The 22,147-nt window shown below is 69.0% G+C and carries 16 protein-coding genes; 7 read left to right on the top strand and 9 right to left on the bottom strand.

All coding sequences use genetic code 11. The annotated features are described in order from the left end of the window. Positions 1–431: 431 nt before the first annotated feature. Positions 432–2,849, top strand: coding sequence for a winged helix-turn-helix domain-containing protein (locus tag VLF18_RS18600; RefSeq protein WP_325281122.1), 2,418 nt, complete (start codon positions 432–434; stop codon positions 2,847–2,849). A gap of 49 nt (positions 2,850–2,898) precedes the next feature. Here the strand turns inward: VLF18_RS18600 and VLF18_RS18595 are convergent, their stop codons facing one another. The 4 genes from VLF18_RS18595 to VLF18_RS18580 all read right to left on the bottom strand — a co-directional run bounded on the left by VLF18_RS18595 (position 2,899) and on the right by VLF18_RS18580 (position 6,734). Next, entirely contained in the window at positions 2,899–3,897 is a 999-nt protein-coding gene (locus tag VLF18_RS18595; RefSeq protein ID WP_325281121.1) for a hypothetical protein, read from the bottom strand. Positions 3,898–4,355: 458 nt separating this feature from the next. Then, a complete protein-coding gene (locus VLF18_RS18590) occupies positions 4,356–5,072 on the bottom strand; it encodes a DinB family protein (protein WP_325281120.1) in 717 nt (238 codons plus the stop codon). Then, entirely contained in the window at positions 5,017–5,886 is an 870-nt protein-coding gene (locus tag VLF18_RS18585) for an NAD(P)-dependent oxidoreductase (protein WP_325281119.1), read from the bottom strand. The genes VLF18_RS18590 and VLF18_RS18585 overlap by 56 nt, the downstream gene beginning before the upstream one ends. Then, positions 5,883–6,734 (bottom strand): dienelactone hydrolase family protein, encoded by an 852-nt coding sequence (locus tag VLF18_RS18580; RefSeq protein ID WP_325281118.1) that lies wholly within the window; start codon positions 6,732–6,734, stop codon positions 5,883–5,885. The genes VLF18_RS18585 and VLF18_RS18580 overlap by 4 nt, the downstream gene beginning before the upstream one ends. On the opposite strand from VLF18_RS18580, the gene VLF18_RS18575 reads away from it, so the two are divergent. The 3 genes from VLF18_RS18575 to VLF18_RS18565 all read left to right on the top strand — a co-directional run bounded on the left by VLF18_RS18575 (position 6,733) and on the right by VLF18_RS18565 (position 8,454). Next, positions 6,733–6,918 carry a hypothetical protein gene (locus tag VLF18_RS18575; RefSeq protein ID WP_325281117.1) on the top strand — a complete coding sequence of 62 codons (186 nt, stop codon included), beginning with the start codon at positions 6,733–6,735 and terminating at the stop codon, positions 6,916–6,918. The two genes, VLF18_RS18580 and VLF18_RS18575, sit on opposite strands and share 2 nt — an antisense overlap. Beyond that, complete coding sequence (locus tag VLF18_RS18570; RefSeq protein ID WP_325281116.1) at positions 6,915–7,901, top strand: GlxA family transcriptional regulator; 987 nt, start codon at positions 6,915–6,917, stop codon at positions 7,899–7,901. The genes VLF18_RS18575 and VLF18_RS18570 overlap by 4 nt, the downstream gene beginning before the upstream one ends. A gap of 184 nt (positions 7,902–8,085) precedes the next feature. Continuing rightward, entirely contained in the window at positions 8,086–8,454 is a 369-nt protein-coding gene (locus tag VLF18_RS18565) for a DUF6164 family protein (protein WP_325281115.1), read from the top strand. A gap of 160 nt (positions 8,455–8,614) precedes the next feature. On the opposite strand, the gene VLF18_RS18560 is transcribed toward VLF18_RS18565, so the two are convergent. Then, on the bottom strand, positions 8,615–8,989 hold the full coding sequence (locus VLF18_RS18560; protein ID WP_325281114.1) for an HU family DNA-binding protein: 375 nt from the start codon (positions 8,987–8,989) through the stop codon (positions 8,615–8,617). Between the two features lie 342 nt (positions 8,990–9,331). Then, the gene (locus VLF18_RS18555) at positions 9,332–10,657 is read right to left on the bottom strand and encodes an amidohydrolase family protein (protein WP_325281113.1); all 1,326 of its coding nucleotides are present in this window, start codon (positions 10,655–10,657) and stop codon (positions 9,332–9,334) included. 167 nt (positions 10,658–10,824) lie between these two features. On the opposite strand from VLF18_RS18555, the gene VLF18_RS18550 reads away from it, so the two are divergent. After that, the gene (locus VLF18_RS18550; RefSeq protein ID WP_325281112.1) at positions 10,825–12,615 is read left to right on the top strand and encodes a hypothetical protein; all 1,791 of its coding nucleotides are present in this window, start codon (positions 10,825–10,827) and stop codon (positions 12,613–12,615) included. A gap of 87 nt (positions 12,616–12,702) precedes the next feature. Here VLF18_RS18550 and VLF18_RS18545 read toward each other — a convergent pair whose 3' ends face one another. After that, positions 12,703–14,241 (bottom strand): polyamine aminopropyltransferase, encoded by a 1,539-nt coding sequence (locus tag VLF18_RS18545; RefSeq protein WP_325281111.1) that lies wholly within the window; start codon positions 14,239–14,241, stop codon positions 12,703–12,705. Between the two features lie 366 nt (positions 14,242–14,607). On the opposite strand from VLF18_RS18545, the gene VLF18_RS18540 reads away from it, so the two are divergent. Then, entirely contained in the window at positions 14,608–16,452 is a 1,845-nt protein-coding gene (locus VLF18_RS18540) for a choice-of-anchor Q domain-containing protein (RefSeq protein WP_325281110.1), read from the top strand. A gap of 33 nt (positions 16,453–16,485) precedes the next feature. Here VLF18_RS18540 and VLF18_RS18535 read toward each other — a convergent pair whose 3' ends face one another. Next, positions 16,486–19,287 (bottom strand): winged helix-turn-helix domain-containing protein, encoded by a 2,802-nt coding sequence (locus tag VLF18_RS18535; RefSeq protein ID WP_325281109.1) that lies wholly within the window; start codon positions 19,285–19,287, stop codon positions 16,486–16,488. A gap of 222 nt (positions 19,288–19,509) precedes the next feature. On the opposite strand from VLF18_RS18535, the gene VLF18_RS18530 reads away from it, so the two are divergent. Continuing rightward, positions 19,510–20,523, top strand: a complete 1,014-nt coding sequence (locus VLF18_RS18530; protein WP_325281108.1) for a lysozyme inhibitor LprI family protein — start codon at positions 19,510–19,512, stop codon at positions 20,521–20,523. A gap of 172 nt (positions 20,524–20,695) precedes the next feature. Here VLF18_RS18530 and VLF18_RS18525 read toward each other — a convergent pair whose 3' ends face one another. Then, entirely contained in the window at positions 20,696–22,135 is a 1,440-nt protein-coding gene (locus tag VLF18_RS18525; protein WP_325281107.1) for an FAD/NAD(P)-binding protein, read from the bottom strand. Between the last annotated feature and the right edge of the window lie 12 nt (positions 22,136–22,147).

Below are 22,147 nucleotides of genomic sequence, written 5' to 3'. Positions count from 1 at the left end.
GCATCCGCGGCGCGGCACGGTCGCCGGCGACGGAGAAACCGGTTTCCGTATTTGGAACATCGCGACATCGCCGCAGCGCGTCCGGCGCGCAAACGTATCGCGGATGCGCTCGGCGCCCTGTGGCCGTGCGCACGAAATCGCAGTGGCCCGCACCGACGCGAACACGCAACGGTTGCGCCGGGTCCGGCAGACGAAGCGAGCGCGACGCGATACACAATCGCCGCACGCGACGGATCCCGCGCCAAACTGTGCGGCAGTCCACATTGCCGCGCCCTCGCCAGCCCGGCCGCAGTTCACTAGAATCGATCGGCACGTGGCCGGGGGGCCGCGTACTCGCAGTATTCGTTGCTGTCGCTGCCCGTCCGGGCCAGTGACCGCGCGTCGTCGGCGCAGTCTGCCCGCGGCGCGCCCGCCATGGGGAGTGGCCGAAGGTGCAATACCGAGTCGACGATTTCGTCCTGGACAGCGCGTCGCGCCTGGTCGCGGGGCCGCAGGGCCCGCTCGCGGCGCCGCGCCGCGTATTCGATTGCCTGATCTGCCTGATCGAACATCGCGATCGCGCGGTCGCGCGCGATGAGCTCATTCTATACGTGTGGAATCGCAGCAATGTATCGGATACGCAACTTGCGCAAACGGTGCTGCGGGCGAGGCGGCTGCTGCAGGACGACGGCAACGGGCAGCGGCTCATCCGCACCGTGCCGGGGTTCGGCTATCACTGGGTTGGGCCCGTCACGGAAATCCAGGGCGAGATCGCCGTGGCTGCTGCAGCCGACGACGGCGCGAGACCGGCCGACGCGACGGACGCCGTGCACGAAGTCGCGGCTGCCGAGCCGATCACCGGACACATCGAGGAAGCCGCACGAGTCGTCATCGCGGAAACGCCGCTTCGCAGCGTGCCGCCGGCCGCGTTTGCGCGCGCCGCCAACCGCAGGCCTCGCGCACGCCGCTGGCCATGGCTCGCGATCGGCGCGGTCGCTCTCGTCGTCGCGATCGCCGGCGTCGAGTTCGGCGCGGCCTATCTGCCGACGCGCGCCGCCGCCGCCGTCGACGCGTCGCGGCGCATCGTCGTGCTGCCAGTCGAGATGGATGCTGCCGCGGCCGACGAGGCGGCCTGGGCGCGTCTGGGCCTCATGGACCTGCTGGCCACGCGGCTGCGCGCCGAAGGCGCCGTCGTGCCGCCGAGCGAAAGCGTGCTCGCCGCACTCGCGGCACTCGCGCCGCGCAGCGGCAGCGATCTTCGTCCGCAGGCGCTGCAGGCCGATCTGCTGCTGCAGCCGCGCCTGTCGCGACTCGCCTCGGGTTGGGAATTCAGCCTCGAAGGACGGCGCGCGAGCGGCGTCGACCTCGTGCTGCGCGAACAGCATCCGCAGGTCTTGCCGGCGGTCGCCGCAGCCGGCGATGCATTGCTGCGGCAGCTTGGCCGCGCGCCGCGCACGGTGGCCGACGACGGCGACGAAGTCGTCGTGCGTCTGCGTGCCGCGCTGCTCGGCAACGAACTCGGCACGATCCGCGACTGGCTGTCCACATTGCCGCGCGCGCAGCGGCAGGATCGCGAAATGCGCTACCTCGCGGCGGAAGTCGACTATCGCGCGGGACGCCTCGCGGAATCGCGCGCGGCGCTCGATGCGCTGCTCGCCGACGACGCGTTCGCGCCCGACGCCGTGTTCCGCGGCCGCGTGCTCGCCGCGCGCGGCTCGATCGCGATGCGCCAGCGCGACGACGTTGCCGCCGAACGCGATTTCGCCGCCGCCATCGCGACGCTCGGCCATCACGAGGGACGCGATCTCGGTCGCGCCTACATGGGCCGCGGCGGCGTCGCCTTGCGGCAGTTGCGCTTCGACGTCGCGCAGGCCGATCTCTCGCGCGCGCGTTCGCTGCTCGATGCGGCCGGCGACGATCTCGGCGTCGCGCGCGCCGAGGTGAATCTCGCGCTGCTCGACCGGCGCCGGGGCCATCCGCTCGAAGCACTGGAACGGCTGCAGTCCGCCGCTGCGCGCTTCGGCAACTATGCCGCGGTCAACGAGCTCAGCGCGACGCTCGTCAGCATCGTCGACCTGCAATGCGGCCTGCTGCGCTGGAACGATGCGCTGGCCACCAGCGACAGCGCGCAGCGCCTGCTGTCGCAACTGCCCGATCCGCAGCTGCGCCGCCGCGTCGCCCTCGCGCGGACCGACGCGCTGCTCGGCCTCGGGCGGCTCGACGAAGCGGCCGAGGTTCTGGACACGATCGATGCGGGCGCCGGCGCCGATCGCGCGTATCGCGACGTGTTGTCGGCCGAACTCGCGCTCGCGCGCGGCGATCGCGATGCGTCGCTGCGCTTCGCGCAGGCCGTGCTGCCGGATTCCGCCGGGAATCGCGAATACCGCTCGCGCGCCGCGCGCCTGCTGTTCGCGAACGGCGTGCCGTTGCCGCCGCTCGACATCGGTTCGACCGCCGTTCCCGATGACGACATGGATCTGCTGTTGCTGCGCGGCCTCGCGCGCGCTTCGCGCGAACCGGCCGCGGCGCAGGCCGATCTGCGCGCCGCGCTGGACGGCGTCACGCGCACGCGCGATCTGCGCGAACAGCGCGACCTGCTGCGTGCACTCAAGCGCGTCGCGCGCGCCGATGCACCCGGCGACGATCTGCTGACGCTCGCCGCGCCGCTCGCGGCCGCCGTGCCGCGCGATTTCGACACGGCGCTGCTGTTCGCCGAGCTGCATCGCGAGCGACGCGACATCGACAGCTGGCGTGCCGCCCTGCGTTCCGCCGCCGCGCTGGCCGGCGAACGGCGTCTGCCGGATGCGCTGGCCGTGGCCTTTCTCGACGACGAAACGCCGCCGCGCGTGGTGCGCGCGGCGACGCGTTGAACGCTTCCCCATCGGGCCGCGCGGCGATCGCGATCGCCGCGCGAGCGGCTCAGAAATAGCCGCAGGTATCGATCATCTGGCCGCCGTTGCCGTCGATGCTGCCCGTGGTATCCCACTTGATGTCGACCGCGGCCGAGCCGCGATTGGCGACCGAGGCTTCGGCTTTCGCGCTGAACGTGAGGCGATGCGCGCACTTGCTCTCGGCGTCGAACTTGCCGCGGCGGCCCGTCGTGCCGGCGCCGAACGCGTTGTCGCACTGCACCGAGAACGGGATGTTCGCGAACGCGCTCGACGAATGGCTGTAGCCGAACGGCGCCGGGTAGCAGCTGCTGTTGCAGCGGATGCCGGCCTGCTGGCCGCCCATGTTCTTCGTGACCATGGTGATGCCGTAGACGTTCTTGTACGTGCGCTTGTACGAACCCCAAGTCCACCACTTCGCGATGTAGCGCGTATCGCTGGCGAGCGCGCAGCCCATGACGGCCTTGCTCCGGTCTACCGGCTCGAAGCCGGCGCGCGGCGCATAGCCCTGCGCCTTGAGTTCGCGATGGCCGTTCACGATGGAATCGATGAACTCGATGTTCGGATCGAACACCACGCAGTGCTTGAGGCTGCTCCAGCAGAACTCCGCCGCCTGGTGCCGCTGCAGCTGCCTGTCGACGTCGACCGTGATCTGCAGCAGACGATAGGTGCCCTGATCGAGCGGCAGGCCGACCTTCTCGAACCCGTCGATGCGCGCGGCGAACGCTTCGCCGTTGACCTTGCTCGAATCCAGCGCGGCCAGACGAATGCCCTCTACCGCCGTCGCACCGTCCTCGGCTTCGATCAGATAGGTGGCCGGCCCGACGAGCTGCTCCATCGACTGGCCCTTGACGTCACTGAGCGGACCCGCGCGCAGCGTGTCGACCGCGAACGTGACGCCGGCGGAATCGCCGGCATAGTCGGCATAGATGCCTTCGGCGTAACCGCGCGCATCGGCGGCAAGAGCGGGCAGGGCGGCGGCGCAGGCGAGCGCAACGGCGAGACGGGAAAAAACGCCAACGTGAGACATAGTGGAATCCTTGATCTTAGGGAAACTCCGGCGCCGCCGTTACGGGCGGCGGCGCCGGGCGATGTCCTGAGCGGTCGAACGCAGGCTTCCGGTCGCATCGTGTGCGGTCCCGCGCCGACAGAACTGTCGCGATCCCCTGGCCACGCGGACGAACGCGGCGCCGCGGCAGTTCCGCGCCAGACTGCGCCGCGCCGGCGTGGCGGGCATTCCACTCCGATTCCAAGCCGATTCCGGTCGATTCACGGAAACGTTCCGAGGGGGCTGTCGCGCCGCGGTGCGGCGGTCGCGGATCGGATGACCGCGTAGATGCACGTCGCCGACGTAGGGCGCAATAACCGAAGGGCATTGCGCCGCGTGTCCGTTAACCTCGTCGCGTCAGTCCAGCGGGATGTACCGCGCGCTGGCGTTGCGACGGCGCAATGCGCTGCGCTTATTGCGCCCTACGATCGGCGCCTGTATTACGGACCGGCCGACAGCGTGCGAAGAAATACCGGAAGATCCGTCGTCGGCGGAAACACGCCGATGTCATAGAGCATGCTCGCGACATGGCCGCGGTGGTACGTGGTGTGATTGACGACGTGCAGAACGATGTCGCGGCGTTTCATGCGACCTGCGCCGCCGCCGATGAATTCGAAGTCGACGAATTCGTCCAATGCGGCCGGCGAAGTCGCGGCGGCGTAGTCCACATACCACTCGTCCATCTGTCGCTGGCGCGCCGTCAGTTCGTCGATTTCCGGGCAATGCTCCGGATTGCGTGTGGTAAGGCCATGCGGCTTTTGCAGCAGATGGCATTGCCAGACGTAGTCCATCGCCAGCGAATGATGGAGTGTCCGAATCAGGCTGCCGAAGATGATCGGGCGAGGCGCGGCCAGCGCTTCCGCCGGAACGCGCGCCACGACCTTCAGAAATGCGTCGTCTGCCCAGGCTTTGTAGCGCGTCAGCGTTTGCGTGTCCGTCATGACGATTCCGTTTGCGAAATGGGCCGATGGAGTAACCGCAACAGCGACGATGCGGCGCGTGGCGATTGTAGCGAGGCCGCCTGTGCGTTCGAGCGAATTCAGCGTGATGCTCGCCCGGCGTCTGGCTTCGCGGAATTCACGACGTGACTGCCGGGCAGCGTCAAGCCCGCGTGGATGCAAACGCATGCACGACGGCAGCCATGTCGTCGTAGCCATGGCCTGCTGCGAGAGCGCTGCGATAGAGCGCAGCGCACTGACGGATCAACGGCGCGCTGCTGCCGGTGTCGTCGCACTGGGCCAGCACCAGTTCGGCGATGGTGCTGACGTCGCGAATCGCGGCCTGCGGTGAAAAATCCGCGCGCACGAGTTTTTCCAGCTTCGTGCGAGACACCGCGCTGGCCATTGGGCCCGCATCCAGAACCTCGCGAAGCACATCCAGATCGACGCCGGCACGGCGAGCGGCATGCGCGGTCTCGGCGAGCGCGGTCACCATGCCGATCAGGTAGTGATTGGCCGCGAGCTTCATGCGCAGCGCGCCAGGCACGACCCCGCAGCGGAATACGCGAGTACACAGGGAATCGAGCAACGGAAGGACCCGGGCTATGTCGTCATCATGCCCCGCCACCATGCCGACCAGCTGCCCGTGCGTCGCCGGCACGCGCGATCCCGAAACGGGCGCCTCGACGTACGCGCCGCCCGCTGCGACGATGTCGCGCTGCAAGTCGTGCGAATACGCCGGCGATGTCGTTCCCAGGTGGACGATCGTCTTCCCGCAGACATGCCTCGCAAATGCCGGCGTTCCGCGTTCGAGCACGGCATCGACGGCGTTGCGGTCGAGCAGCATCAGCATCACCGTCGTGCAGCGCTCGAACAGGCCGCGACTGGACTTCGCTTGTTCCGCGCCGAGCTGCACGAGCGCTTCGCATTTCCCGGCGGAACGGTTCCAGACGACCAGCGGAATGCCGGCGCGCAGCAGATTGGTCGCCATGGGCTCGCCCATGTGGCCGATGCCGATGAAGCCGATCTTCATAAGATCGTTTCCGCCTCGAACAGCGGTTCGCCGAACAGGCGCTTTCGCAGAAAGGCGATCACGTCGTCGCGCGCGCGTATCGTCGGCTCGCCGTCCGCATCGATCAGATGCGCCGTCAGCACGCTGTGCGGGCTGGCCACGATCTGCTTGAAGAACGGCGGCGGTTCGGGATTCGCGGCGCTGTCGGGCAACACCCGGCCGATGAAGCGCGGACCCAATGCCGCGCTGTAGGCGGCGAAACGCTCGGCACGGCAATGCCGGTCGCCTTCGAACCGGTAGGCGAGCACGGTCAGGTCGTCGCGCTCGAGCCTCGCCCTGACGGCCGCGAGTTCGCCCGGATCGCTCTCCACGGCCGCCGGATCGTCCAGCGGCAACGACGGCTGCGCGAGCACGGGCGCGAGCATGGATGGTTCCAGCATCATCGACAGCGCGAAGTTGCCGGTGAAACACATGCCGATGGCACCGACGCCCGGCCCGCCGCACTCGCTCATCGCGCGGCGCGCCAAGGCGCGCAGCCACGCCGTCACCGGACTCGCGCCCTGTCCGGCGAGCGCGCGGAATTCGGCGCTGATACAGGCGCGGCGCAGGACGGCCAGCCCTTCCTCGGCCTGCGGATACGCACCGTCGGTGCCGAACAGCGACGGCAGATACACCGTAAAGCCTGCATTGCGTACCCAGCGCGCGAAGCGTGCGACGTGCGGGCTGATGCCGGGCATCTCCGCCATGACGATGACGGCCGGCCCGGAGCCGGAGACGTATACGCGCTTGGTGACGCCGCCCAGCGTGCACGAGCGCGCGTGAAAATCGTCGAGCGCGTCGTCTTCAGAAGATGGAATTTGTGAACTCATGGAGATTCTCCGCAGTGCGGAGCCGGTCAGAGGAAAAATCGGGCGTTCGAAGAAGACGTGCCGCATCGGCGAGCACATCCGGAACGATCCGGCGCGAGATGGCGCAAACGACATCCATTACAGCCTCGACAGCGTTCCGGACGTAGTGTCCAATGCGACATCTTTCGAGCGGAAATCGACATGAAGGATTTCGAGGTCCTGATGCTTGAGGGCACCAATCCGAGCGGCGTTGCGATGACGCGCGACATCCTCGCGGCTGCGGCGTTGTTCGCCGTGCGCCAGGGCGAAGCGGCGCCGACCTGGGGCCTGTATTCGCCCGGCGGCGGACGTGTGAACCTGCGGGGAGGCATCGGTGCAGACACCGTTCGGTTGCCCGGTCGCGTCAGGAACAGCAAGTCGGTGCTGCTGATCCCGGGCATCTGGGTCGTGGATACCCGCGAGCTGACGGAACGTATCAAGGCCGACGACTGCCAGCGCGCGATCCGCAGCATCGCCGCACATGTCGCCGGCGGCGGGCAAGTCGCAGCCTCCTGCTCCGCCGTCTTTCTGCTTCAGGCGGCGGGCGTGCTCAAAGGTCGCCGCGCGACGACGACATGGTGGCTCGCGCCGGAACTGTCGCGCATCGCGAAGGACACGCAGGTCGAAGCGAACCGCATCCTCTGCGTCGACGGCCCGGTCATCACCGCAGGAGCGGCATTCGCCCAGTCCGACGTGATGCTCTACCTGCTGCGAAAGCGCTTCGGCAGCAACGTCGCCGAAGGCGTGTCACGCGTGCTGCTGCTGCACGAGCGCAGCGAGCAAGCCCAGTTCGTGGTTCCGGCGATGCTCGCGAGCGGCGACGCACTCGTGTCGCGCCTGACCCGACGCGTCGAATCCGCGCTGCCCGCCGTGCCGTCGATCGTGGAACTCGCGAGCGAACTGTGCGTATCGGAACGCACGCTGAGCCGCCACGTCCGCCGCGCCACCGGCATGGGAACCAGCGACATGATCCAGAGCATCCGCCTGCATCGCGCGCGCAGCCTTTTGCAGAACAGCCGCATGAGCATCGAGCAGATCGCCGCCGCCGTCGGATATCAGGACGCTACGGCGCTGCGTCGATTGATGCGGAAGGTGGGTGGGGCTACGCCGAGTCAGTTTCGGAGTTCCAGGAGCGTTGGAGCGCCGTAGGCAGGATCGATATTGGCTTTCAGCCGCACGTTCAGGCTCAAGTGGCTAACGGGAATCGGGAATCGGGAATCGGGTATGGGGAGCACGGAGTCGGGAGTCGCAAGAGCGAAACGGGCTTTGCCTTTGCCGTCGACGATTCCCGATTCCCCGTTCTCGATACGCGTTTCCCGGCTATCCTCCGCCGATGTCGACCCTGCTATTGAACCTGCGCCACGCGCCCGAGGACGAGGCGGACGAAGTCCGCGCGCTGCTGCAGGCGCATTCGATCGGATTCTATGAAACGCCCGCGAGCCGTTTCGGCATTTCCGCTGGCGGCATCTGGCTGGCCGACGAGGCGCGCGCGGACGAGGCGCTGGCGCTGCTCGCGCGGTACCACGCGCAGCGTCGCGATGCGGCGCGCAGCGCCTATGCGCAGGCGGTCGCCGAGGGCAGGGCGCCGGGATTCTGGCAACAGCTGCGGCGCGAACCCGTGCGCGTGATTTCGGCGCTGATCGTGATTGCGGTGCTGATCGCGCTGTGCGCGGTGCCGTTCTTTCTGCTCAGGGGCGGGTGAGGGGAGAAAAGAGTGGACGGGAGTGAGAAACGAGAGCGGCCCGCTTTCACTCGTTTCTCACTCCTCTGCGCTCTTTCCTGCTCCTGAAACGACAACCGGGCGACGAGCGCCCGGTTGCGTAGCTCCACAGCGGTCGCGGCGGTTGCCGCGAGCGCGGGTATTACAGAGCGGCGTCCTTGAGCTTCTTGAGCGCGCGCGCCTTGATGCGGACGGTCGCCGGCTTGGCCGGGAACCAGCGCTCTTCGCCCGAGAACGGGTCCTTGCCGAAGCGCTTCTTCTTCGCGGCCACGGCCTGCGCCGTCACCTTCAGCAGACCCGGCAGCGTGAACACGCCGGCGCCCTTCTTGTGGATCGAACCGAGCATCGTCGCTTCGAGCGCGGCGAGGACGGCCTTGGCCGCCTTCGGCTCGACGCCGGCCTGTTCGGCGAGGTGACGGGCGAGTTCGGATTTCGTGAACGAATCCTTGATCGGCTTCGGTGCGGCCGCCGGCTTGGCGGCGCTCTTGGTCTTGCTGGTTGCTGCTTTCTTGGCCATGGGCTTTGGTTCTCGGTGACAGAGTGTTTCGCCCGCGCGGTCGTCGGCGGGCGGCCAGTGTCGGCGGCGACACTTTACTGCATCAGCACCGCAAGAAATAAGCGGTTTCGACGCAATATTTGCGCGGCGATACTCAATACATGCGTCATTGCGCGCGCTTGCTGCACTGCAACTGCGTACCGAAGGCGTTTTCGAGTATCTTGCGCGGTCGCTTGCGGGTTTCGGGCATGCGCAGTCGTGCGGTCGAGGGCGGCGAATCCTGTCCCGGCAGGACAGTCCCGGATTCAGTAAAAATTTATAGAAATTGACATTGTCCGCGCCCGGCGCGGCATGCGCGACGGCTCAAGGCGCTTTCTCGACGCGACCGTCCTTGACCACCCAGGCGACGTTCTTCAGCACGCGCACGTCGGCGAGCGGATCGCCGGCGACGGCGACGAGATCGGCGCGCTTGCCCGGCTCGATGCTGCCGAGTTCCTTGTCGACGCCGAGCAGTTCCGCCGCGTCCAGCGTCGCCGCGCGGATCGCCTGTGCCGGCGTCAGGCCGAACTCGACGAGCAGTTCGAACTCGTCGGCATTGCGGCCGTGCAGGCTCACGCCGGCGTCGGTGCCGAACGCGATGCGCACGCCGCCGGCCACGGCCTGGCGCAGCGCCTTGCCGGTGATGCCGATGCGCCATTCGATCTTCTCGCGCACGTCGCCGCGATAGGCGCCGGGGTTCGCGGCCAGGCGTTCCTTGTAGCCGTTGACGGTCGACAGCGTCGGCACGTACCACGCACGGTGCTTGCGCCAGAGCGCGAGCGTGTCGGCGTCGAGCAGGGTGCCGTGCTCGATCGAGTCGGCGCCGGCGCGCAGCGCGAGCGCGATGCCGTCGGCGCCGTGCGCATGCACGGCGACCTTGCGGCCGTACAGATGCGCGGTCTCGACGATCGCGCGCGCCTCGTCCTCGAACATCTGCTGGCCGAGCCCTGCGCCGATGCGGCTGTTGACGCCGCCGGTCGTGGCCATCTTGATCACGTCGGCACCGCGCGCGATCTGCCGGCGCACCGCGCGGCGGCAGTCGTCGGCGCCGTCGCAGGTCGTTTGTTCGGCGGCTATCGCATCGTGCAGCGCTTCGCTGAAGCCGAGCGTCGGGTCCATGTGTCCCGCCGTCGTCGAGATCGCCGAACCCGCATCGAGAATGCGCGGACCCGGCAGCTTGCGTGCGGCGATCGCATCGCGCAGCGCGAGCGTGACGCCGCCGCGGTCGCCGAGATTGCGCACGGTCGTGAATCCGGCCGCAAGCGTCTTGCGCGCATTCACGGCCGCTTCGTAGGCGTAGTACGCCGTGCCTTGCGTGACCGATTCGAGCTGCGCCTCCGCGCCGGCCTTGTCCGAGGTCAGGTGCACGTGGCTGTCGATGAGGCCCGGCAGCACGTAGCGGTCGCGCAGGTCGAGCACGCGCGCATCGGCCGGCACGTCGGCGAACGCGTTCGCGCCGAGATGGCCGTCGCGTACCTCGACGATGCGTTCGCCGCGCACGAGCACGGTTGCGCTCTTGCGCGGCGCCTGCCCCGGACGGTCGAGCAGCGGCCCGGTCTGCACGATCAGCCAGTCGTTACCGGCGGCGGCAGCGATCGCCGGCAGCGTGGCGGCGAGGGCGAGCAGGCAGCAGCGCAGCAGGTTTCGCATGGGCGTTCGCGCAGATGAGGGGATGCCCGAGCATAGCCGAGTGCACAGCCCGGCATGTAGCGGCGACCGCGTTGCGGTTCTGCGCAGGTCGCCGCATCCCGGTGCGGCGCATTGACATACGACGGTGTTCGTAGAAACTGGCGCCCTCACGCCCGCCGGAGCCGATCATGTCCCTGCTGCCGCGTCTGCTGTCGTGGAGTGTCCCCGTGTTTTTCGTGCTGCTGTTCGCCGCATCGCCGGCGCGAAGCGAAGGCGTCGTGCGAGGGCCTTACTGGGCCGGACCGATGCACAGCGGTTCGTGGTTCCAGCCCGACCGCAGCGGCGAAGGTTTCATTCTCGAAATACTGCCCGACGGCAATGCCGTCGCCGCGTGGTTCACGTTTCCCGCGGCGGGCGAGCCCGGCGAACAGATGTGGCTCGTCGCGGCAGGAGGCCGGTTCGATGGCAATCGTCTGGTGTTCGAGCAGGTCTACCGGCCGCGCGGCGGCCGCTTCGGACCGGCGTTCGATCCGGCGCAGATCGATAACGTCCCCTGGGGCCGCTTCGAATTCACCTTCGACGACTGCAATGCGGCAACGCTGCGCTACGAGGCGACCGGCGACTACGGCAGCGGCATACGCTCGCTGCGCCGCATCACGAGCATCGATCAGATCGAGTGCAGCGGCGCGCGCGCACTCGCCGAGAACGGCGGACGCGCACTGAGCGGCCTGCGCAGCCGCAGCGGCAACTGGTTCGTGCCGGGACGCTCGGGCGAAGGCTGGTTCATCGAGGATCTTCCCGACGGCCGCATGCTGGTGTACTGGTTCACGTTCGACCCGGCGGGCAATCAACTCTGGCTGACGGGCGTCGGCCAGCGCAGCGCCGACAATCGTCTCGCCGTCGACGCCTACGTCACGCGCGGTACGCGCTTCGGCGCGGCGTTCGATGCCTCGGCGGTACGACAGGAACGCTGGGGCCGCATCGAGTTCGATTTCACGTCGTGCAACGCGGCGGCCGTGCGCTATGCGGCCGACGCCGCGGCCTACGGCAGCGGCGCATACACGTCGGCGCGTGTGACCGCGCTGGCCGGCGCCCCCTGCATCGACGGCACGCCGCAGGCGCGTGTCGGCGGCAACTGGGTCGAAGCGGCGCGCATGCCGAGTCCGGCGCAGTCCGAGCATGCGGCGGTCGAATACGAAGGCAAGATCTACGCGCTCGGCGGCTACGGCGACAATCGCGCGTTCAAGCGCTATGACCCGGCGGCCGACAGCTGGGACACGCTGCCGCCGCTGCCGGGCGGCCGTCATCATCTCTCGGCGTTCGCGGCGCCGGGTTCGATCTATGTCGTCGGCGGCGCTCCGGTCGGCGGCGGCGACGCGAACTCGCCGGCGTTCCGCTTCGATTTCGCGCGCGCCGCCTGGGAGCCGCTGACGGAACTGAGCTGGACCTACGGCAGCCAGGCTGCACTGCTCAACGGTCGCGCGTACATCGGCACCGGCGACGGCAGCCTCGAGGAATACGATCCGCGCCAGCGCGCCGTGCGTCGCGTGCGTCCGCCGGATCTGATCGAGCGCGACCACGCGCAGGTCATCGCATTCCTCGGCGAGGTCTGGGTGATCGGCGGCCGTTCTCCCGAGACCCGCACGACTGCGATCTACGATCCGGTCAGCCAGACGTGGCGCGCGGGACCGTCGTTCCTGCACGGCCGCGGCGGATTCGCCGCCGCCGTCGTCGAGAACCAGATCGTCATCACCGGCGGCGAGCAGCTCAACAACGGTACGAATCTCAACGTGGTCGGCGTCACCGAGGTGTACGCGGCAGGCGGAACGCGCTGGTTCACCGGCCCGGCGCTGCCGCACCCCGTGCACGGCGTCGTCGGCGCGACCGTGAACGGCCGCATCTACACGATCAGCGGATCGGATCGCGCTGGACTTGCCACGGGCGCGACGGGGAAGGTGTTCTGGTGGGCGCCGGAATGATGTGAGGAACGAGAGGAGGAGTGAGACACGAGTGCGGCTGCACGCGACGCGTTCTCTGTTCTCACTTCTCTGCACATTTTCCTCGCTTCACCGCACCACGTTCCTCCAATCCTTCTCGTAGTACCGCACCAAGGCCTGCGTATCGAGGTGGTTCGGCTCCACCTCGGGCCGCGGCAGGTCGGGGGCGAAGCGGAACAGCGCGGCGGTCGTCGCGGCATCGAGATAGCGAACCGGCACGTCGTAGCGCTGCGGCGGCGTGTAGCGTCGCGCGGCGTGGCCGGCGAGCACGAAGCCCCAGTCGCCGAACGAAGGCACATTGACGTGGTACGGCCAGGTCGTCAGACCCGCCGCGCGCAGACTCGCTTCGACGCACCAGTAGGCGTGCGGGGCGTAATAGGGCGACGTCGCCTGGATCGCGACGAGCCCGTCGTCGTTCAGATGGCGCGCGAGCAGGCGGTAGAACGGCACGGAGTAGAGCTTGCCGAGCGCGAAATTCGTCGGGTCGGGCAGGTCGATGAAGATCGCGTCGAAGCGGCGCGGGTCGGTTTCGAGCCAGCGTCCGGCATCGGCGTTGACGATGCGTACGCGCGCATCGGCGAGCGCGCCCCGGTTCAGCGCGACGAGTTCGGGATGCTGCGCGAACAGGGTGGTCACGGCGGGATCGAGATCGACGACGGTGACCTCGCGTACCGAGGCGTGCTTGAGCACTTCGCGCAGGGCGAGTCCGTCGCCGCCGCCGAGCACGAGCACGCTGCGTGCGCCGCTGTCCTGCAGCGCCGGATGCACGAGCGCCTCGTGATAGCGGTATTCGTCGCGCGTGGAGAACTGCAGCTCGCCGTTGAGGTACAGGCGCAGGTCGTCGCGCCAGCGCGTCAGCACGATGCGCTGGTACGGCGAGGTCTGCGCGTGAATGATGTCGTCGCCGTAGAGCCGGCGTTCCGACCAGCCCGTCAGCGACGGCGATGCGGCGACGGCGGCGACGAGCACGGCGAGCACGAACAGCGCGCGCAGCAGAACCCCGCGGCGCCGCGGCAGCGCGTCGCGGAACGCATGCAGGGTGTACAGCGCGACCGCCGCATTGAGCAGGCCGAACAGCAGCGCCGTGCGCGCCATGCCGAGCCACGGGGCCAGCACGAGCGGAAACAGCAGGGATACGAGCAGCGCGCCGAGGTAGTCGAACGTGAGCACGCGGCTCAGCATGTCGCCGAGCGCGAGCCGGGTTTCGGCCTTGCGCGCGTCGAGCAGGCGCATGACCAGCGGAATCTCGCTGCCGACGAAGACGCCGATGGCGAATACGAGCGCATAGAGCAGGGTACGGAACGGCAGTCCCTGTGCGCCGAACAGTACGAACAGCAGCGTCGCCGACAGTCCGCCGACGAGCGCGATCATGAGTTCGACTTCGATGAAGACGCGCAGCAGGTCGGCGTCGCGGACATAGCGCGAAAGATGCGAGCCCACGCCCATGGCGAACAGATAGCAGCCGATCACGGTCGAGAACTGCAGCACCGAATCGCCGAGCAGGTAGCTCGCGAGCGCCGCCGAGACGAGCTCGTACGCGAGGCCGCTCGAAGCGACGACGAAAACCGAAAACACGAGGACGTGGTCGGGGCGCGGCGATTTCGGCATGGAGCGTAGCGGCAGTGGCAGGCACGCGAGCGTAGCGCGAAGCGCGACCGGGCGGTCGGGTCGATCCACGTTCGCGGTTCGCGCCGGTGCCGCCGTGCGGCCGGCCGGCGCGCGGTGGATCCCGCGCAAACCGTACTCGATCGTCCGCCGCCCAGGACCGCGAACGGAACGGGCAGCACGTCAACAAAACGCGGCGGACGAGAAAACTTCCAGAAATTGCTGAGGCAAACCGGATGGCGGATGGCCTATGACCACGCGCGCCGGATCGCACCGTGCGCCGGGCGGGATGCCCGGCGCGTGCGACGCCGGACTGCGGATCCAGGCGCATCGGCGATGCGCAAGGCCATTCCATCCAAGGAACTCACGATGAACAAAAACATGAAGCCGTGCGCTGCTGCGATCACGGCCGTCCTGCTCTGGGGCTCGCTGCCGGCGTCGGCAGCCACGCTGACCGTCACCGGCAGCGGCGAACCGCCGGATCTCGCGTCGGCCAGCTGTCCGGTCGCCAACGGGATCGCGGGCTGCGGCACCTTCCGCGATGCGATGAACCTCGCGGCGTCCAACGGCGACGCGAACAACACGATCGTGTTCTCAGCGGCGCTCGACGGCGCGACGATACGGCTGTCGCAGTACACGAACTGCACGAGCGCGACGACGACTACGCCGACGAGCACCTGCCTGCCGCGGCCGCAGGAATGGGCGCAGAGCACGTTCAACGGCCAGAGCCAGGTCACGCAGTTCGGGCCGTCGGCGTTCTACGTGCCGAAGGGAATTCCGACGGTAAAGACGCTGACCATCGACGCGACCGCGAACGGGCTGACGCAGGGCGTGACGATCGAGCGCCTGACGTCGGCACCGCCGTTCCGGCTGTTCAACGTCGGCGTCGGCGCGACGCTGAATCTCAAGGGGCTGCGTCTGCGCAACGGGAAAGTGACGGGTGGACTCGGGCGCGGCGCGGGCGGCGCGCTCGGCGCGGGCGGCGCGATCTTCAGCCAGGGCACCGTGAATCTCGACCGCTGCGTGCTCGACAACAACAGCGTGGCCGGCGGACACAGCCAGTATTCGACGTTCAGCTTCGGCGGCGGTGGCGTCGGGGGCAACAGCGTGGCGGACGCCGGCGGCGGTCCCAACGGCGGCGCAGCGGGCACGGTCGCTTCGAACGGTCAGGGCGGGCCCGGAGCGGCCGGCGGTTTCGGCGGCGGCGGCGGTGCCGGAGCCGACAGCGTCGACAACAGCGGTGACCTGGACGGCGGCCGTGGTGGCGACGGCGGTTTCGGCGGTGGCGGCGGCTTCGGGGGGGGATACAGCGACTTTGGCGCCGGCGGCCATGGCGGTTTCGGCGGCTTCGGCGGCGGCGGTGGCGCGACCGTCGCCTACTCGGGGCCGGATCAGCCCGGCGGCTTTGCCGGCGGTGCCGGGAGTTCCGGCACGTACGGCGGCGGGGGCGGCGGCCTCGGCGGCGCGATCTTCAACGACGCCGGCACGTTGCGGCTGACCAACGTCACGTTCACCCAGAACACGGCCAAGGGCGGCAACGGTACGCACGACGGCGTTCGCGGCAGCGGCTACGGCGGCGCGGTGTTCAACTACAACGGCACGCTGTCGGTAAACTTCTGCACATTTACCGGCAACACGGTCCAGATCGGCGACTGCAATACCGGCAGCTGCGTCAGCGGGACGCCGGCCCGGAACGCCGGCGCGATCTACAGCCTCGGCGATTCCCTGGCGGGCTGCTCGGCCGGCGGTAATACCTGTACGACCAGCGGCGCGACGCTGACGTTCGATCGCAGCGTGGCCGTCAACAGCGGGGACGGGACGGCGGCCGTCGACGACATTGTTGCCGGCAGCATCAACGGCGGCACGACGGCCGCTACAGGCAGCAACAACATCATTGCCCGCGTCTCGGGCGGTGCGCTCGCGGCTTCCGGCAGCCAGACGCTGCAAAGCCTGGGCCCGCTGGCGCTGGCCAACGTCGCCGGCTATCGCGCAGTCATGCTGCCAGCGGCCGGCAGCAGCGCCATCGATGCGACCGCGTGCGCGGCCGGCGTCGCCGTCGACCAGCGCGGCCTGGCGCGGCCGCAAGGGAGTTCATGCGATATCGGCGCGGTCGAGCGCGAGAACAACCGGATCTTCTGCCATGGCTTCCAGGGCGGCGGATGCGCCGCGTTGCGCGGCGATCCGGGCGAATTCGAGTTCGATTTCCCCGGGTGAGCGAAAACCGCGCCCCTGGCGAGCGTGCGCTCGTCAGGGGCGCTTGGTCGTGTTCAGCAGGACCGGATTGCTGCCGAGCAGCCAGAGATCGGAAGCGCCGCGCATGCCGCTCGTCGCCAGCAGTTGCTGATGGCGCTCGCGCGTGCACAGCGCATCGAGCTGCGCGGGAGCGAGCAGGCTGTGCACGCGCAGCTCGGCGAGGACGTCGCCGAGCGCGACGGCGTCGGCATGGAGACGCGCCGCCTCGGCGGCCGCGGCCGCCGCGTCGGTGCGCGAGGTCAGCGCGACGCGCGCGGTGCGGATACGGCGCATGTCGTACCAGTAGTCCCGCGGGACTATCGCTTCGGCGCGCTCGAGTTCCTTCGCGGCGCGCTCGGTTTCCGACTGCGCGAGCGCGATTTCCGCACGCGTGATGCGCATGTCGGCTTCGAACGACGTATAGCCGGCTTCGGTCACGCCGGGCAGCGCGCCGTCGACCATGCGTGCGGCGACGGCGGCGTCGCCGTAGCGGGCGACGAGCGGCGCGACTTCCTGGATGTTCGCCCAGCGGAAGATCTGGTTCCGTTCCTGTCCTAGTTCGGCGAGCATGGGTTCGACGAGCCGTCGCGCCAAGCCCGGATCGCCGCTGTAGATTGCGAGCTCCGCGTCGGTGATGTCGGCGAGCCGACGGTTCAGCGGCATGCCCGACGCACGGCAGTCCGCACCGGCATTGCGCGCCAGCGCCGTCTCGCCGCGCGCCATGTGGACGCCGGCGCGCAGGCAGCCGAGCGTCGAGGTGACCTGGGCCAGATTGCCGGTCGCGGTCGCGCCGTGGCGGGCAACGGTTTCCTCGAGGATCGCGAGCGACGCCGCGAAATCGCCACGCCAGTAGGCCATGCGTGCGGCATGCTGCCCCGCGAGTACGGCGACGCGCCCCTGCAGCGGTTGCGCGCGCAGCGACGCCAGGCGCTGGTCGATCGACGGAAATGCGAGGCGCAGCGTGTCGTCCTGCAGTAGATCGAGATCCACGAGCTGCCGGTCGCGCCGGCTGCCGATCGTCGACTTCGCGACTTCGCCGGCCTGCACATAGGCGGTGTGCGCGGCGGCCGCGTCGCCGTTGCGCAGGTGGAATTGCGCGATACGGCGCAGCGCGTCGATTTCAAGGTTGCCGTTGCCCGCCATGCGTGCGTTCGCGATGTACGCGTCGGTTGCCTTGCCGGGGCCGGCCGGCGTCGCCGACAGCAACGCTTCGTAGGCTCGGGCGCGCACGGCTTCGAGCAGGTTGCCGCCCTTTTCGAGCGTGACGGCGGCCTGTTCGATTTCATGCGCTTGGAGCGGTTTGGCCAGCGAGGACTGTGCTTCGGCGCGCAGCAGGGTCGCGTAGGCGAGCGACTGCGGCTGGTCGAAATCCTCGGCAATCCGCGACGCGTCCGCGACCGAGTCGAGCACGCGCGCGACGTCGCGATTGGCCATTTCGGTCTCGGCGCGTTCCATGAGCCAGCGCAGCGCGATCCGGCGCGATCGCGGGACGTCGCCCTTGAGGCGGTCGGCGGCATCCAGCGTCCGGCCGTCCAGCCGCAGGCTGCGTGCTTCGGCGATCCGATAGTCGGCGCGCGGAACGCCCGAGGCCTGCGCGAGCGTCGCGTAAGCCTCGGCCGCACCGGCATAGTCCTGTTTCACGAACAGCAGATGCGCGGCCAGCGGACGTTTCAGCGCGTAAGGAAGGGCGTCGATCCATGCGGCCAACTTGTCGGTCGCCGCGACGGCCTGGCTGAGCTGGCGCGCCTCACTGAGGCTGCGCGCCAGCTGCACGCGCGCGTAGCCGAACTCCGGCGACCGGTCGAGCACCTGGGCATGGAGTTCGGCGGCGGTTCCCCAGCGCTGTTCGCGTTCCGCGTCGAGCGCCTGCACCCAGAGGCGGGCGGCCGGTCGGTCGAGCCTGAAGTGCGGCAGCCCTTCGTGTTTCGCTTCGGATACGAGCGCGGCGATGGTGCTCCGCGCGACATCGTCGAGCGTGCCGATCAGATGTTCGTCGGTCGCCTCGCGCAGAATGTCGGCGGGTACGCCCTCGCCGCGAAAGCGCACGGCCAGGCGCCACACGCCGTCGGTACCGGCGCCGAGCCGTTCGACCGACAGCAGCACGATCAGGCTCTCGCAGTCGGCGCAGGCGTCCGCGTCGCGCACGATCTCGAGTCCGTCGAAACTGTTCAATTGCCACTCGAGCCACGCGTCCAGCGCCTGCGCCGGCCAAGCGAGCTCGCTGCGCGCATCGGGCGAGGACTGGACAACGAGTTCGACGCGGCGCGTCGCTCGCGCGTCGAACGCGCCGCGCATCGCAAGGGCAGCGAGGCCGATTGCCAGCAGAACGAAAATCGCGACCGGCCAGAGCCGGCGCGCCGGCGTCGACGCCGGAGGTTGTCGCGGCGGTGCCGCAACATCGGGCGCCGCGGACGGCCCGAGCCCGACGGCGGGCGCGCGGACCTCGTCGGAGCGGTCTGCGGACGGCTCTTCGACGAGCGCAAATTCGGCGGGCGGATCGAACACGTAGCCTTGCTTCGCCACCGTGCGGATCCAGTGCTTGTTGTCCGCGCCCATCGCGCGGCGCAGTACCCAGATGCTGCTCGTGAGCGTCGAGTCTTCGACGATGACGCCGGGCCACACTTTGCGGAAGATCGCCTCGCGCGTCTGCAGCGTGCCGCGTTCGCGCAGGAACAACAGCAGCAGATCGAAGCAGCGCGGGTGAATCTCGGCGATTTCGTCGCCGTGCGTGATGGTTCGATAGCGCAGATCGATCTCGATGCCGCCCAACTTCAGGCGCTTCGCCGACGGTGACCAGCGATTGTCGGTTTCAGCCATTCCGGAGACCGTACTCTTGCGTTCGATGAAAAAAGGCGGAAAGCCGGCGACGGTGCCATGCCGGCGTGCGCAGTGCGGCGATGCACCTATCGCGGTGAGATGGCGTGGATGATCTTACTGGGCGGCTTCCGCGCCGACAAACCGCCACGTCGAGACTTGGCCGCACGGAGTCGTTTCCGCTGCGTACACTGCGCGCTCCTCTTCAGCCGGAACGGCGGCGACATGAAGCGAACCATGCGGCTTTTGTTTGCAGGAACGGTATACGGCATCTGTGCCGGCGCCGGTGCGCAGGATTTTGGCGACAATCCGGCCTGCGACGCGCTCGGGAAAATCGCGATCCCGAAAGCCGACGAGCCCGACGCGGCCGCGCGCACGCGGCTCGCCGGCTGCGATTCCGAAAAACTGTACTACGCGCACGGCGCCACGCCCGACTACGCGGACGCCCGGCGCTGCGCGTTCCTCGAACGCGAGAACGGCGACGAACTCGTGTTCGGCGGATCGGCCGTGCTCATGATGATCTATGCGAACGGCGACGGCGTGCCGCGCAACATCGCGCTTGCGAAGCAATTCGCCTGCGCCGTCCAGGGCGCCCCGGCGGAACTCGACGGCCGCCTGCAGCATCTCGACGAACTCGCGAAGGCCGGCGGCAAGACCGAACGCTTCGATCTCTGCGATGACATCACGAGCGGCTACATGATGGGCTTCTGCGCGGATCACGCAGCCGATGCCGCGGAGGTCGGCCGCGACCGGCGCGTCGCGGCACTGACGGCGTCCTGGAGCGCTGACCATCGCGCCGCGCTCGCGCCGCTGCGCGCGGCTGCCGATGCGTACTTCGATGCTGTGGTCGACGGCGAAGTCGACATGAGCGGCACGGCACGCGGCGCAATGGCGGTCGGCGCGCGCGAGTCGCTCGAGAATGCGTTCGTCGAATCGCTGACCGCGTTCGAGCAGGGCCGCTTTCCCGACGGCGACGCCGCGGCATTCGCCGCTGCCGACAAGGCGCTCAATGCGGCCTATGCGGCGACGATCAAGCGCTACAAGAGCGACAGCGCCGAAGGCATCGCCGGCACCGTCACGCCCGACGGCATCCGCAATGCCGAACGCGCGTGGATCAAATACCGCGACGCCTGGGGCGCTTTCGGCGCGAAGAAGTATCCGGCGGTTTCCGCCGATGCATGGCGCGCGTATTTCACGCGCGAGCGGGAGAAGGCGTTGAAGGAACTGGCCGGGGAGTGACGTGTTCCGTAGGGACGGCGAGTGCGGTTTATAACGCGACAGAACGCATCGCGTTTCTTTTTGAGCTTCGTTGCGCCGAGGGCAGCGTGGAAACGATCGCGCGCATGCGTGTCCGGCCCGTGGGGCGGGAATCGGTGTCCGCGCTTGTCCGGCAATGCGGATCCCGCCGCCGCTACCAGAGCGTCTCCGCCGCGTCGGCCGGGCGGCGCTCGATGCCGCGATCGCGCGCGGCGTCGCTCGCGAGTTCGCGGAACAGCGCAACCGCGATCGCGCGGGCCTGCTGGCGGATCTCCGGAATCGCCGTCGATTCCCAGTCGCGGCCGCGGCACAGCGCGCCGAGCGTCCAGATGCGCTGCGCGGCATCGATCCGGCCCTGCGCGTCGACGGCGAGGCCGAGGCCGTTCGAATCCGCATGCGCGATCCCCGACCGCACGAGCGAACGCACGAGCGGATGCGCCGTCGAGCGCGCGTCGGTATCCATGCCGACGGCCTGCAGCACGAGGTCGTAGCGCGCGACTTCGGCGATGTCGTGCTGCGGTCCGCGCGTCCAGGTCAATACCGGGCGGCCGTAGCGCCCGGCACGGACGCTGCGCACGCGGCCGGCCAGTGCGATCAGGCGGCGATCGGCCTGCAGTTCGAGTACGCGGCGTGCGACCTGCGGCGGCATCCGATGGCGGCCGATGTCCCAGATGCCGCGCAGGTGGCGCAGGAAGCGACGGCGGTCGGCTTCCGTCAGCTGCTGCCAGAGTTGCGGCGTCGTGTGACGCAGGCCGTCGACGACGCCGCGCCAGTCGTCGGCCTCGTCGCAGGCCGCGCGCACGAGCCGCGTCCAGCTGCGCAGATCGGCGCGCTCGTGCAGATCGGCGATGAGTTCGGGCAGACCGTCGGCGGGCAGCTGCGCGTCGCGACCGTGCGCCGCGGGCAGGCGTCCGCGACGCGACAGCGTCGTGACCTGTACCTGCGGCCAGCGGTCGGTCGCGCTGAGCGCGAGATCGACGGCCGAGAGCCCCGAGCCGACGATGAGCACTTTGCGCAGTTTTTCAAAAGGCAAGGTGTTGGCCGACAGCCACTGCCACGGATCGAGCACGTAGCGGCCGCCCGCGATCAGCGCCTCGTCGACCTGGGGCAGCGCGCGGCTCGGCAGCGCGCCGGTCGCGACGACGACGAGATCGGCCTCGCTCGGATAGCCGGCCGAATCGACGAGGCGATAGCGGCCGTCGTCGGTCATTTCGATCGCGTCGATCTCGGTGCGCAGTCGCGACGCGCGGATGCCGCGGAAGCTCGCGCCCTCGAACGCGCGCGCGACGCGCGCCTCGAGATAGTCGCCGTAGAGCCGGCGTGGCAGGAAGTCGGCACCGCGCGCGTCGGGGAGCTGGCGCCGCGCGAAATCGAGAAATTCGGTGGGCTCGGCCGAATTCAGGCCCATGGCCGTCGCGCGCACGTTGAGCAGGTGCTCGTCGACCGGCGTGCCGTAGGCGACGCCGCGGCTGCCGCCGCGCCGGCCCGAATACCAGTGCAGCTCCGCCGGCATGCCGACGCCGTGTTCGAGCAGTTCCGTGATCACGAACGCAGCGGCGGCGCCGCCGCCGATGATGGCGACCTTCGTTGCCATGGTGTCCCTCTG

This window comes from Tahibacter sp. (genome assembly GCF_035481375.1).
Classification (GTDB): Bacteria; Pseudomonadota; Gammaproteobacteria; order Xanthomonadales; family Rhodanobacteraceae; genus Tahibacter.
Note: the sequence above shows the minus strand (reverse complement) of the source record. Positions and strands in the feature narration are given on the sequence as shown.